Source organism: Streptomyces sp. NPDC048417, from assembly GCF_040651615.1.
Lineage (GTDB): Bacteria > Actinomycetota > Actinomycetes > Streptomycetales > Streptomycetaceae > Streptomyces.
The window spans coordinates 219333-231903 of record NZ_JBEZKI010000019.1 but is presented as its reverse complement, the minus strand read 5'-3'; the positions used below and the strand labels follow the sequence as shown (position 1 = coordinate 231903).

The 12571-nt window shown below is 72.3% G+C and carries 12 protein-coding genes and 1 rRNA gene; 10 read left to right on the top strand and 3 right to left on the bottom strand.

Annotated features, from left to right (window positions below):
* Positions 1 to 93, top strand: a 5S ribosomal RNA gene (rrf, locus tag AB0D59_RS29275); the annotation flags it as partial.
* Between the two features lie 29 nt (positions 94 to 122).
* On the opposite strand, the gene AB0D59_RS29270 is transcribed toward rrf, so the two are convergent.
* A complete protein-coding gene (locus tag AB0D59_RS29270; protein WP_362571480.1) occupies positions 123 to 1295 on the bottom strand; it encodes a hypothetical protein in 1173 nt (390 codons plus the stop codon).
* Positions 1296 to 1514: 219 nt separating this feature from the next.
* On the opposite strand from AB0D59_RS29270, the gene AB0D59_RS29265 reads away from it, so the two are divergent.
* Positions 1515 to 2420 (top strand): tetratricopeptide repeat protein, encoded by a 906-nt coding sequence (locus AB0D59_RS29265; protein ID WP_362571477.1) that lies wholly within the window; start codon positions 1515 to 1517, stop codon positions 2418 to 2420.
* A 93-nt stretch (positions 2421 to 2513) separates the two neighbouring features.
* Here AB0D59_RS29265 and AB0D59_RS29260 read toward each other — a convergent pair whose 3' ends face one another.
* On the bottom strand, positions 2514 to 3797 hold the full coding sequence (locus AB0D59_RS29260) for a DUF1015 domain-containing protein (RefSeq protein WP_362571453.1): 1284 nt from the start codon (positions 3795 to 3797) through the stop codon (positions 2514 to 2516).
* Between the two features lie 84 nt (positions 3798 to 3881).
* On the opposite strand from AB0D59_RS29260, the gene AB0D59_RS29255 reads away from it, so the two are divergent.
* The 4 genes from AB0D59_RS29255 (at position 3882) to AB0D59_RS29240 (ending at position 8013) form a co-directional block, all read left to right on the top strand.
* Positions 3882 to 4910: an HAD-IIA family hydrolase gene (locus AB0D59_RS29255; RefSeq protein WP_362571450.1), complete on the top strand. Its 1029-nt coding sequence runs from the start codon at positions 3882 to 3884 to the stop codon at positions 4908 to 4910.
* A 63-nt stretch (positions 4911 to 4973) separates the two neighbouring features.
* Entirely contained in the window at positions 4974 to 6017 is a 1044-nt protein-coding gene (locus AB0D59_RS29250; protein ID WP_362571447.1) for an iron chelate uptake ABC transporter family permease subunit, read from the top strand.
* A 26-nt stretch (positions 6018 to 6043) separates the two neighbouring features.
* A complete protein-coding gene (locus AB0D59_RS29245) occupies positions 6044 to 7105 on the top strand; it encodes an iron chelate uptake ABC transporter family permease subunit (protein WP_362571474.1) in 1062 nt (353 codons plus the stop codon).
* 44 nt (positions 7106 to 7149) lie between these two features.
* Positions 7150 to 8013: an ABC transporter ATP-binding protein gene (locus AB0D59_RS29240; protein WP_362571444.1), complete on the top strand. Its 864-nt coding sequence runs from the start codon at positions 7150 to 7152 to the stop codon at positions 8011 to 8013.
* Here AB0D59_RS29240 and AB0D59_RS29235 read toward each other — a convergent pair.
* Positions 7997 to 8344, bottom strand: a complete 348-nt coding sequence (locus AB0D59_RS29235; RefSeq protein ID WP_362571441.1) for a sterol-binding protein — start codon at positions 8342 to 8344, stop codon at positions 7997 to 7999. The genes AB0D59_RS29240 and AB0D59_RS29235 overlap by 17 nt on opposite strands.
* 42 nt (positions 8345 to 8386) lie before the next feature.
* Here AB0D59_RS29235 and AB0D59_RS29230 point away from each other — a divergent pair, with 42 nt between their 5' ends.
* From AB0D59_RS29230 to recN, 4 genes are all read left to right on the top strand, one after another.
* Complete coding sequence (locus AB0D59_RS29230; protein ID WP_362571439.1) at positions 8387 to 8737, top strand: hypothetical protein; 351 nt, start codon at positions 8387 to 8389, stop codon at positions 8735 to 8737.
* Between the two features lie 32 nt (positions 8738 to 8769).
* Positions 8770 to 9585 carry a TlyA family RNA methyltransferase gene (locus AB0D59_RS29225; RefSeq protein WP_362571436.1) on the top strand — a complete coding sequence of 272 codons (816 nt, stop codon included), beginning with the start codon at positions 8770 to 8772 and terminating at the stop codon, positions 9583 to 9585.
* Positions 9582 to 10487, top strand: a complete 906-nt coding sequence (locus tag AB0D59_RS29220; protein WP_362571433.1) for an NAD kinase — start codon at positions 9582 to 9584, stop codon at positions 10485 to 10487. Before AB0D59_RS29225 ends, AB0D59_RS29220 begins: the two co-directional genes overlap by 4 nt.
* A gap of 199 nt (positions 10488 to 10686) precedes the next feature.
* Positions 10687 to 12414, top strand: a complete 1728-nt coding sequence (gene recN, locus AB0D59_RS29215; RefSeq protein WP_362571471.1) for a DNA repair protein RecN — start codon at positions 10687 to 10689, stop codon at positions 12412 to 12414.
* Positions 12415 to 12571 lie beyond the last annotated feature (157 nt).

Genomic DNA, 12571 nt, shown 5'->3' with positions numbered 1-12571 from the left:
ACGCCCGGTTACATTCCGAACCCGGAAGCTAAGCCTTACAGCGCCGATGGTACTGCAGGGGGGACCCTGTGGGAGAGTAGGACACCGCCGAACAATCTTTGAGGACCCCTGGTCACCAGCGTTCAGCTGGGACCAGGGGTCCTTTTGTTTTTACAATGCTTGCGGTACCGAAGACAGGAGTCACCATGTCCACCAACTCTCCCGACGAGCGACCGGAGCGCGACCAGCGGCCACGGGACAGTGGTGACCGTGGTGACCGTGGCGGAGACCGCAACGACCGGAGCAACGACCGCGGAGACCGCGGTGGTTACGGTCGTCGCGATGACAATCGTGGCGGTGGTGGGGGTGGTGGCTACGGTCGCCGCGACGACAACCGCGGTGGCGGATACGGCCGTCGGGACGACCGTCGTGGTGACGAGCGTCGCGGCGACGACCGGGGCGGTCACGGCCGTCGCGATGACAATCGCCGTGACGACAACCGGCGTGATGACAACCGTCGTGACGACAACCGTGGTGGTGGGTACGGCCGTCGAGAAGACAACCGCGGCTCCTCCCGCCCGGCCTTCCAGCGGGACGACCGCGGTGGTCACGGCGGCCGTCGGGACGACAACCGTGGTGGTGGCGGTTACCGCGGCCGTGACGACCGGCGTGACGACCGCCGCGACGACCGTGGTGACCGTCCGGCGTTCCGTCGTGATGACCGCGACGACCGTGGCGGTCGCAGTGACCGTGGTGACCGTGGCGACTTCCGTCGGGACGACAACCGCGGCGGAGGTGGCTACCGCGGCCGGGACGACCGGCGCGACGACAATCGTGGTGGCGGCGGTGGCTACGGCGGCCGTCGGGACGACAATCGTGGTGGCGGTGGTGGCTACGGCGGCGGCCGTCGGGACGACAACCGCGGTGGCGGCGGTGGCTACGGCGGGCGGCGGGACGACAATCGTGGTGGTGGCGGTTACCGCGGCCGGGACGACCGGCGCGACGACCGCCGTGATGACAACCGTGGTGGTGGCTATGGCCGTCGCGATGACAACCGCGGCTCCTCCCGCCCGGCGTTTCAGCGGGACGACCGCGGCGACCGGGGTGGCTTCCGCCGCGACGACCGTGGTGACCGTCCGGCGTTCCGTCGTGATGACCGCGACGACCGCGGCGGGCGGAGTGACTTCCGTCGGGACGACAACCGGGGCGGCGGTGGCTACCGAGGCCGGGACGACCGCCGCGACGACCGCAGGGACGACCGGCGCGACGACAGTCGTGGTGGTTTCCGCGGCCCCCGCAGCGACGACCGAGGACATGGTCCCCGGCGAGACGACCGCCGCGATGACCGCCGAGACGACCGCGGCGGGCGGAGTGACTTCCGTCGGGACGACAACCGGGGCGGCGGCGGTTACCGCGGCCGGGACGACCGGCGCGACGACCGCAGGGACGACCGGCGTGGTGACGACCGGCGTGGTGGCGGTTACGGACGCCGTGACGAGCGTGAGCGCGACAGGGACCGCGAGCCGATCAAGCGGCTGCCGATCGCGGAGGACGTCACCGGCGACGAGATCGACAAGGACGTACGCCAGGAGCTGCAGAGCCTGCCCAAGACGCTCGCGGAGGACGTCGCCAAGAACCTGGTGATGGTCGCGCGGCTCATCGACGAGGACCCCGAGGGCGCGTACGGCTACTCCAAGGTGGCCCTGCGGCTGGCGTCCCGTGTCGCCGCTGTGCGTGAGGCCGCCGGATTCGCCGCGTACGCGAACCAGAAGTACAGCGAGGCGCTCGCCGAGTTCCGGGCCGCGCGGCGGATGACCGGCAGCGTGGACCTGTGGCCGGTGATGGCCGACTGCGAGCGTGGGCTCGGGCGGCCGGAGAAGGCGCTGGACATGGCCGGCGCCCCCGAGGTGCACAAGCTCGACAAGGCCGGTCAGGTCGAGATGCGGCTCGTCGCCGCCGGCGCCCGGCGTGACATGGGGCAGCTGGACGCGGCGATCGTGACGCTGCAGAGCCCCGAGCTGGCGTCCAACTCCGTACAGCCGTGGACCGCGCGGCTGCGGTACGCCTACGCCGATGCCCTGCTCGCGGCCGGCCGTGTGGGCGAGGCGCGGGAATGGTTCGCCAAGGCCGTCGAGGCCGACCGGGACGGCAGCACGGACGCCTCCGACCGGCTGGCCGAGTTGGACGGGGTCGAGTTCGTGGACGCCCTGAACGACGAGGACGAGGACACGGACACGGACACGGACACGGACGAGCAATCGGACATCGACACCGACGTCGCCACCGACGTTGACGTGGACGACGACGTGGACGAGTCCGAGGAGACCCTCGACGAAGTCACGACCGAGTCCGAGTCAGAGTCCGAGTCCGAGGCGGAGCCCAAGTCCGCGGCGAAGTCCGCGACCGAGGCCGAGGCTGAGGCCGAGACCGACAAGGACTGATCACGGGATCACGGCGTTCGACTGAGGGCAGGCTCCGACCGGGGCCTGCCCTCTCTCGTACTCGTCGTCGTTCTCAGCCGCTCTCAGCCGTTCTCAGATGTCGAGCGCCCGCAGCACCAGCCCCGACGCCGGCTTCGGGCCGAAGGACGTCGACTTGCGGGGCATCGTCACGCCCTGGCGGGCCAGGTCCCGGACGACGTCCTCGTGGACCGGGTGCAGGAGGACGGCCGTACTGCCGGCGCGTTCGGCCTTGGCGACCGTCGCCGCCGTGTCGTGGATGTACGCGATGTGAGCGTTCGAGTCCTCGGGGATGCGCCACACGTGGTCGAGGAGCGTGGCGTGCAGGACGGTCGCGTCGAGCGTGCGCCAGGCGGCCGGGCGGTCGGCGGGGATCGTACGGGCCAGCAGATCCGGGTCCGGGCGGTCGATGAGGTGGAAGGTCCCGTCGCCGGCCAGCAGGAACGCGTTGCCGGCGCAGGCCGCGTCCGCGAGCGCCTCCTGGGCCTGCGACAGGGGGACGTCGAGCCGTCGTACCCGGAAATGGTCCTGTACGGCCGCCAGGGCGTCCGCCACCGGCAGGCCGTGCAGCAGGCGGTGGATGGCACGGACACGCAGCGGGTAGCGCACGGTGTCGACCAGGAGGACCAGGCCGTAGTCCCAGGGGCTGGGGGAGGCGTGCTCCGCGCGTAGACGCAAGTACGTGGCCCAGCGGTGGTGGCCGTCGGCGATCAGGGCCTGGTGGTGGGCCAGGTCGGACTGGACACGTGCCACCTCGGAGGGGTCGGTGATCGACCAGAGGCGGTGGTGGAAGCCGTCCTCCGTGGTGGTGGCGAGGAGCGGAGGGCGGGCGGCCGCCTGTTCGACGACCTCGGCGGCCGTGCCGTTGCCCCGGTAGGTCAGGAGAAGGGGTTCGAGGTTCGCGGAGGTCGCGCGCATCAGGGCCGCGCGGTCGGCGACCACCGGAGGCATGACCTCCTCGTGCGGCAGCACCACGCCCTCCGACGGTTCCGAGACCCGCAGCGCGCCGATGACCCCGCGCTGGAGCATGCCGTTGCCGTCGTGCTGCTCGTAGACGTACAGGCCGGGTTCGGGATCCGTGGTGAGGATGCCCTCGGCCTGCCAGCGGTGCAGGGTGTCGGCCGCCTGTTCGGTGCCGGCGCTGGGGGTGCCGGCCTGCGGCAGGATCAGGCGGACGATGTTGTACGGGTCGGCGGACTGGAGGTGATGCACGCCGTCGGGGCGTACGACGACGTCGTACGGCGGGGAAGTGACGGCGGCGAGGCTGCCGACCCGGTCGGGGTCGTAGCGAAGGCCTCGGAACGGGGTGAGTTCCAGGCCCCGGCGCTCCGTTGCTTCCGAGTGACCTGCAGTGTTCATCCCGGCATCGTACGTGTGTCAGTGGCGTGCGGGATGATCGATGAGGAAAGGCCGGACAACGAAGAGTGACGAGGAGCGTGGCGGATGAGTCAGGGTGTCGGGACTGGTCCCGAGGGCAGCGGACAGGCTCTGAGCACGGCGTATGACACGGCGCTGCTCGATCTGGACGGCGTGGTGTACGCGGGCGGCAGCGCGATCGCGCACGCGGTGGAGTCACTGGCGGCGGCCCGCGCGGGCGGGATGCGGCTGGCGTACGTCACCAACAACGCGCTGCGCACGCCGGACACGGTCGCCGGGCACCTCACCGAGCTGGGGATCCCGACCGGTGCCGATGACGTCATCACCTCGGCGCAGGCGGTCGCGCGGCTGATCAGCGAGCAGGTGCCGGCGGGTGCGCGGGTGCTGGTGATCGGCGGCGAGGGGCTGCGGGTCGCCCTGCGGGAGCGCGGCCTGGAGCCGGTGGACTCCGCCGACGACGAACCGGCGGCCGTCGCGCAGGGGTACGGCGGCCCTGACCTGGCGTGGGGGCGGTTCGCCGAGGCGTCGTACGCCGTCGCGCGCGGGGTGCCGTGGTTCGCGTCCAACACCGATCTGACGATTCCCAGCGGGCGCGGGATCGCACCCGGCAACGGCGCGGCGGTGGAAGTCGTCCGGATCGCGACGGGTGCCGAGCCGCAGGTGGCCGGCAAGCCGCTGCCGCCGATGCACCGGGAGACGGTCCTGCGGACGGGGGCGAAGCGGCCGTTGGTGGTCGGGGACCGGCTGGACACCGACATCGAGGGCGCGTTCAACGGCGGGGTCGACTCCCTGCTCGTCCTGACCGGTGTCACCGACGGGCGTCAGCTGCTCGCCGCGCCGCCGCAGCACCGGCCGACCTATGTCGACGCCGACCTGCGGGGGCTGCTCACCGGGCAGCCGGAGGTCACGGCGGACGGGGACGGCTTCCGGTGCGGTGGCTGGACGGCCACGGCAGGGGCGGACCGGCTGGAGCTGACGGGGGACGGCGAGGCCCTCGACGGTCTGCGGGCGCTGTGCGCGGCGGCCTGGACGGCGGCCGGGGACGGCTCCTGCGAGTTGGACGGAGGCAAGGCGCTGGCGCGGCTGGGGCTCTGAGCCCACGCTGCTCACCGGGACCGGGCATCGAGATCCCTTAAGAGGGTAGGCTAACCTAACCGGGTGTTGGTCGACAGTCCTCCCGAACAGCGCGCGGAGACCGCCCCCGCGCCCCCAACCCGCCGGGCGATACGGACCCTTGGGCTCCTCGTCTCCGTCGTGATCCTGCTGCTCGTCGCCCTGGCGAGCATCGCGATCGGCGCGAAAGAGCTGCCGCTGGACCAGGTCTGGCACGGCCTGTTCCACGACACGGGGACCTACGGCGACGTGGTCGTCGACGAGCGGCTGTCCCGGACCGTCCTCGGCCTGCTGGCCGGTGCCGCCCTCGGCCTGTCCGGGGCGGTGCTCCAGGCGCTCACCCGCAACCCGCTCGCGGACCCCGGACTGCTCGGGATCAACGCGGGCGCGTCGGCCGCGGTCGTCACCGCCATCACCTACTTCGGCGTCACCACCCTCAACGGCTATGTGTGGTTCGCCTTCTTCGGGGCGGCCGCGGTGGGCGCGCTGGTGTGGTTCCTGGGCGGCAGCCGGGGCGCCACCCCGGTCCGGCTGGCGCTGGCCGGCACGGCGATCAGCGCCGCGCTCTACGGCTACCTCCAGGCCGTGATGATCACGGACGGCGCGGCGCTCAACAAGTGGCGTTTCTGGACGGTCGGTTCGCTGGCCTCCGCGAACGACTCGACGATCGTGCAGGTGCTGCCGTTCCTCGCGGTCGGCACCCTGCTCGCTCTCGGTCTCGCCCGGCCGCTGAACGCGGTGGCGATGGGCGACGACACCGCCCGCGCCCTCGGCGCGAACCTGGCGCGCACCCGGGCCCTCGCCATGCTCGCCGCCGTCGTGCTGTGCGGCGCGGCCACCGCGGCCTGCGGCCCGATCGCCTTCGTCGGCCTGATGGTCCCGCACGTCGTGCGTTCCTTCACCGGCCCCGACCTGCGCTGGATCCTGCCGTACGCGACGATCCTGTCGCCCGTGCTGCTGCTCGGCGCCGATGTCGTCGGCCGGATCGTCGCCCGCCCCTCGGAGCTCCAGGTCGGCATCGTCACCGCGATCATCGGCGGGCCGGTCTTCATTCTTCTCGTACGACGGCGGAGGACGGCCCAGTTGTGAGGAACACTGCTGTGAAGACCACCGCTGTGAAGGCCACCGCTGTGAAGGCCACCCGCAACACGCGTATCCTGCGCACCCCTGGCGGGCTCTCCCTGCGGACGGACCTGCGCGCGCTGGTCGTCGTGACCGCGCTGCTGCTGGCCGCGTGTGCCGCGAGTGTCGTACTGATCGGCACCGGCGACTTCCCGATCTCCTTCGACGATGTGGTGAAGACACTGGCCGGCAACGGCACCGCGAGCCAGGACTTCATCGTCAACGAGCTGCGGCTGCCGCGCGTGCTGGTCGGTCTGCTGGTCGGCGCCTCGCTCGGCCTCGGCGGCGCGCTGTTCCAGTCCATCTCCCGCAACCCGCTCGGCAGCCCGGACGTCCTCGGTCTCTCCCAGGGCTCGACGTCCGGCGCCCTCGTCGTCATCGTGCTGACGTCCGGGGACGCAGCCCAGGTCACGGTCGGCGCGCTGGTCGGCGGTCTGCTGACCGGCCTCGCCATCTATCTGCTCGCCTGGAAGCAGGGCGTGCACGGCTACCGGCTGGTCCTGGTCGGTATCGGCGTCTCCGCCGTCGTCACCGCGGTCAACGGCTATCTGCTCACCAAGGCCGACTTCGTCGACGCGACCCGCGCGGTCGTCTGGATGACCGGCTCCCTCAACGGCCGGGACTGGAACCAGGTCTGGCCGCTGCTCGCGCTGTGCGTGGTCCTCGTCCCGCCGGCCCTCGCCAACGCACGCGGCCTCAGGATGATGGAGATGGGCGACGACGTGTCCAACGCCCTCGGCGTGCGCGTGGAGCGGGTCCGGCTGCTGCTGATGGTGTCGGCCGTGCTGCTGACCGCGGCCGCCACCGCCGCCGCGGGCCCGGTCAGCTTCGTGGCGCTCACCGCCCCGCAGCTCGCCCGCCGTCTCACCCGCTCGCCCGGTCCCAACCTGCTGCCCTCCCTCTGCATGGGCGCCACCCTGCTGGTCACCGCCGACTGGGCCTCCCAGCGCGCCTTCGGCGCCGACCAGCTGCCCGTGGGCGTGGTCACCGGCGTCCTGGGCGGCCTCTACCTGCTGTGGCTCCTCGTCACCGAGCGCAGAGCGGGCCGGATATGAGCACGCAGGGCGGCCCGGACAAGAGCATGCGAGGAGGGCCGGACATGAGCACGAACCCCGAGTCGGAGAGCAAGAACAAGAAGAGGAACCCTGTGAACCGCCTGTCCGCCGAGAACGTCACCCTCGCCTACGACCAGCGTGTCATCGCCGAGCAGCTGTCGGTGGAGATCCCCGACAACTCCTTCACGGTGATCGTCGGCCCCAACGCCTGCGGCAAGTCGACGCTCCTGCGCGCGCTGTCCCGGATGCTCAAGCCCAGCCAGGGCCGGGTACTGCTCGACGGGCAGGTCATCCAGTCGATGCCGGCGAAGAAGGTCGCCCGCACGCTCGGCCTGCTGCCCCAGTCGTCCATCGCGCCCGACGGAATCACCGTCGGCGACCTGGTCGGCCGCGGCCGCTACCCGCACCAGGGACTGCTGCGGCAGTGGTCCGCCGAGGACGAGCGGGTGGTCCAGGAGTCGATGGCCCAGACGGGGATCGCCGAACTCGCCGACCGGTATGTCGACGAACTGTCCGGCGGTCAGCGGCAGCGCGTGTGGATCGCCATGGCGCTCGCCCAGCAGACCCCGCTGCTGCTCCTCGACGAGCCGACCACCTATCTGGACATCCAGCACCAGATCGACGTCCTCGACCTCTGCGCCGAACTGCACGAGGAGCAGGGCCGGACGCTGGTCGCCGTGCTGCACGACCTCAACCACGCGGCCCGGTACGCCACCCATCTCATCGCCCTGCGCGACGGCGCGGTGATCGCCGAGGGCGCCCCGAACGACATCGTCACCGCGGAGCTGGTCGAGGAGGTCTTCGGGCTGCGCTGCCAGATCATCGACGACCCGGAGACGGGGACGCCGCTGGTGGTGCCGGCGGCCCGGAAGGCGCGGACGCGGGTGACGGTCACAGAAGTTTCCTGAGCCGGAACAGGTCGAGCAGGTTCGCGTCCAGCCTCACCCGGCCCGAGCCCCAGGCCCCGGCGAAGTTCAGCTCGCCGTCGACCAGGGCCACCAGGTCGTCGCCGGCCATGGCCAGCCCGATCTGCGCCTTCTCCCGCGGCGGGCCGGGAAACGTCTCCTCGACCTCGATCCGGCCGCCGGTGAGCCGGCCGGCGAAGGTGACGTCCAGGTCGGTGATGTGGCAACTGACCGTGCGGTCCATGGCGGCTGCCGCGCGGACGTCGCCCTCGGCGCCGCCCATGGTGTGGGAGAGCTTGTCGAGTGCGGCGCGGCACTCCTCGATCGTGGCCATCGCGATCGACGGTACCCCAGCGGTTCGAGGTAGCGTCGGGGCATGACCGACTCTGTGCCCGAGGGCCGGGTGGCGGAGACGGCGGAAGCGGTCCCGGCCGAGCCCGAGTACGACCCCGCCGCCCCTGCCCCGCTGGACGTGCCCCGCACTCCCACCGGCAACGCCGAGGTGGACGCCCAGCTCGACCGGCTGGGCGACGCCGACCACCTCGCCACGGACGGGCATCTGGAGGTGTACGAGGATGTACACCGGGGGCTGCGCGACGCGCTCACCGCGCTCGACGCCCGCCCCGGGCCTCCGGCGCCCGCACCGCTGAACGGCGGTCCGGCGCCGTCGCCCACCCGTCACCCGACCACCACCCCTCAACGAGGCCCTTCGGGCCACACCTTCTAGTCCGTACCACCAGAGCAGGAGCTGAACCGAACGTGGCAGGAGTCGCACGTCGCCGTCTGGACGCGGAGCTGGTCCGCCGGAAGCTGGCGCGTTCGCGCGAGCACGCCAGCCAGCTGATCGCCGCCGGGCGGGTCACCGTCGGCAAGACCCTGGCGACCAAGCCGGCCACCCAGGTGGAGACCGCCGCGGCCATCGTGGTGCGGTCCGACGACAGCGATCCCGAGTACGTGTCCCGGGGCGGCCACAAGCTGGCGGGGGCGCTGGCGGCGTTCGTCCCGCAGGGGCTCGGGGTCCAGGGGCGGCGGGCGCTGGACGCCGGCGCGTCCACCGGAGGCTTCACCGATGTGCTGCTGCGCGCGGGCGCCGCGCAGGTCGTCGCCGTCGACGTCGGATACGGACAACTCGCGTGGTCTCTGCAGAGCGATGAACGCGTCACCGTCAAGGACCGTACGAACGTACGCGAGTTGACGCTTGAAGCGATCGATGGGGAGCCTGTGGATCTTGTCGTGGGTGATCTGTCCTTCATCCCGCTCGGGCTGGTGCTGCCGGCCCTGGCGCGGTGCGTGAAGCCGGACGCCGACCTGGTGATGATGGTCAAGCCGCAGTTCGAGGTGGGCAAGGAACGACTGGGCAGCGGGGGAGTCGTACGGAGTCCGCAGCTGCGGGCGGAGGCCGTGCGGGGGGTTGCCGAGAAGGCGTGGGAGCTGGGGCTCGGGGTGAATGGTGTCACCGCCAGTCCGCTGCCCGGGCCGTCCGGCAATGTCGAGTACTTTCTGTGGCTGCGGGCCGGGGCACCCCGACTGGACCCGGCCGACGTTGACCGTGCAGTGGCGGAGGGGCCGCGTTGACACAGAACCGAGCTCGTACTGTTTTCCTGCTGGCCCACACCGGGCGGCCTGCGGCGATCCGCAGCGCCGAACTGGTGGTCAAGGGCCTGCTGGCGGCCGGAGTCGGCGTACGGGTACTGGAGTACGAGGCCCGTGACCTGCCGCTTCCCGAGGAGGTCGAGCTCGTCGAGGAGGCCTCGCCGCACAGCCTCGACGGCTGCGAGCTGCTGATCGTGCTCGGCGGAGACGGGACGCTGCTGCGCGGCGCCGAGTTCGCACGGGCCTCCGGGGTGCCGATGCTGGGCGTCAACCTCGGCAGCGTCGGGTTCCTCGCGGAGGCCGAGCGGGACGACCTCGACAAGGTCGTGGACCGGGTGGTGAGCAAGGCGTACGAGGTCGAGGAGCGGATGACCGTCGACGTCGTCGTGCACCGCAACGGGGACATCGTGCACACCGACTGGGCGCTGAACGAGGCGGCCGTGCAGAAGGCGGGCGCCGAGAAGCTCCTCGAAGTGGTGCTGGAGATCGACGGGCGGCCGGTGACGGGGTTCGGGTGCGACGGGATCGTGCTGTCGACGCCGACCGGGTCCACGGCGTACGCGTTCTCGGCCGGCGGGCCGGTGGTGTGGCCGGAGGTGGAGGCACTGCTGATGGTGCCGATCTCCGCACACGCGCTGTTCGCAAAGCCGTTGGTGACGTCGCCGGACTCGGTGCTGGCGGTGGAGGTGCTGCCGCACATCCAGCCGGGCGTGCTGTGGTGCGACGGGCGGCGGACGGTGGAGCTGCCGCCGGGGGCGCGGGTGGAGGTGCGGCGGGGGGCGGTGCCGGTGCGGCTGGCCCGGCTGCATCACGCGTCGTTCACGGACCGGTTGGTGGCGAAGTTCGCGTTGCCGGTCTCCGGATGGCGGGGGGCGCCGCAGTAGCGGTTCGTGGGGGGCGGCTGGGAGCTTCGGCGGCTGCGGGTGGTTCGTGGTCGCTCGCGCAGTTCCCCGCGCCCCTTGGGTTCTCCGCTCGCCCGCGTGACAAGGTGCCGCGCTCCTTGGTTTCTCCACTCGCCCGGGTGACAGGGGGCCTCGCACTTCGTTGCCCCGACCTCGTAAGGTCTTCTCCGTGCTGGAAGAAATGCGGATACGGTCCCTCGGAGTCATCGACGACGCTGTCGTCGAGTTGTCGCCGGGGTTCACCGCCGTCACCGGTGAGACCGGTGCGGGCAAGACCATGGTGGTCACCAGCCTGGGGCTGCTGCTCGGTGGGCGGGCCGATCCCGCGCTCGTGCGGATCGGCTCCGAGAAGGCGGTCGTCGAGGGGCGGCTCACCGTGCCCCCGGGCACCTCCGCGGTCGTACGGGCCGAGGAGGCCGGCGCCGAGCTGGACGACGGGGCGCTGCTGATCAGCCGTACCGTTTCCGCCGAGGGCCGTTCCCGGGCGCACCTGGGCGGCCGGAGCGTGCCCGTGGGGCTGCTCGCCGAGCTCGCCGACGACCTGGTGGCCGTGCACGGACAGACCGACCAGCAGGGCCTGCTGAAGCTGTCCCGGCAGCGGCAGGCCCTGGACCGGTACGCGGGTGACGGGGTCGCCGTGCCGCTCGCCAAGTACGGCGAGGCCTACCGGCGGCTGCGGGCCGTGGCGGTGGAGCTGGACGAGATCCTCACCCGGGCGCGTGAGCGGGCTCAGGAAGCCGACATGCTGCGCTACGGGCTCGACGAGATCGCCGCCGTGGAGCCGCGGGCCGGCGAGGACGTCGAACTCGCCGAGGAGGCCGAGCGGCTCGGGCATGCCGAGGCGCTGTCGTCGGCCGCGACCGCCGCGCACTCCGCGCTCGCGGGCAACCCCGAGGACCCCGAGGGCATCGACGCGGCCACCCTTGTCGCGGGCGCCCACCGAGCCCTGGAGGCCGTACGGTCGCACGACCCGGCGCTGGCCGCGCTCGCCGACCGGATCGGCGAGATCGGGATCCTGCTCGGCGATGTGGCGGGCGAACTCGCCGGGTACGCCGACGACCTCGACGCCGACCCGCTGCGGCTCGCGGCCGTGGAGGAGCGGCGCGCCGCGCTCACCGCGCTCACCCGCAAGTACGGCGAGTACGGCGACGGCATCGACGCGGTGCTGGCCTGGGCCGAGCGGGGCGCCGCGCGACTGACCGAACTCGACGGGGACGACGAGCGGATCGACGAGCTGACCGCCGAACGGGATGCCCTTCGCGCGGAACTGAGCGGGCTGGCGCAGGCGTTGACCGACGCGCGCGCGGAGGCCGCCGAGCGCTTCGCGGCCGCCGTCACCGCCGAGCTGGGCTCCCTCGCGATGCCACACGCGCGCGTGTCCTTCGACATCCGGCAGACCGAGGACCCGGAGGGCGTGGAGGTCGGCGGGCGTACGGTCGCGTACGGCCCCTCGGGCGCCGACGAGGTCGAACTGCTCCTCGCCCCGCACCCCGGGGCCCCGCCCCGCCCGATCGCCAAGGGCGCCTCCGGCGGTGAGCTGTCCCGCGTGATGCTCGCGGTGGAGGTCGTCTTCGCGGGCACCGACCCGGTCCCGACCTACCTCTTCGACGAGGTCGACGCGGGCGTCGGCGGCAAGGCGGCGGTCGAGATCGGGCGCCGGCTGGCGAAGCTCGCCAAGTCGGCGCAGGTGGTCGTGGTCACGCACCTCCCGCAGGTCGCCGCCTTCGCCGACCGGCAGTTGCTGGTCGAGAAGACCAACGACGGCTCGGTCACCCGTTCGGGCGTGAAGGTCCTGGAGGGCGAGGAGCGGGTCCGGGAGCTGTCGCGGATGCTCGCCGGCCAGGAGGACTCGCAGACGGCACGGGCCCACGCGGAGGAACTGCTCGCCGCCGCCAGAGCGGACGCCTGAGGCGCGCCCCTTCGGGGGCGCGGGTCCGTGCCGGTAGGCGGGCCGCGTGGGCGCGACGACGCGCCCACCCGTCCGCACGCGAGCCCGCGCCCGCTCGGCTTGCCGTACTGTCACTCTCACGGGTGACACACTCCGGCGCATGCCCCGCCCCGCCCCG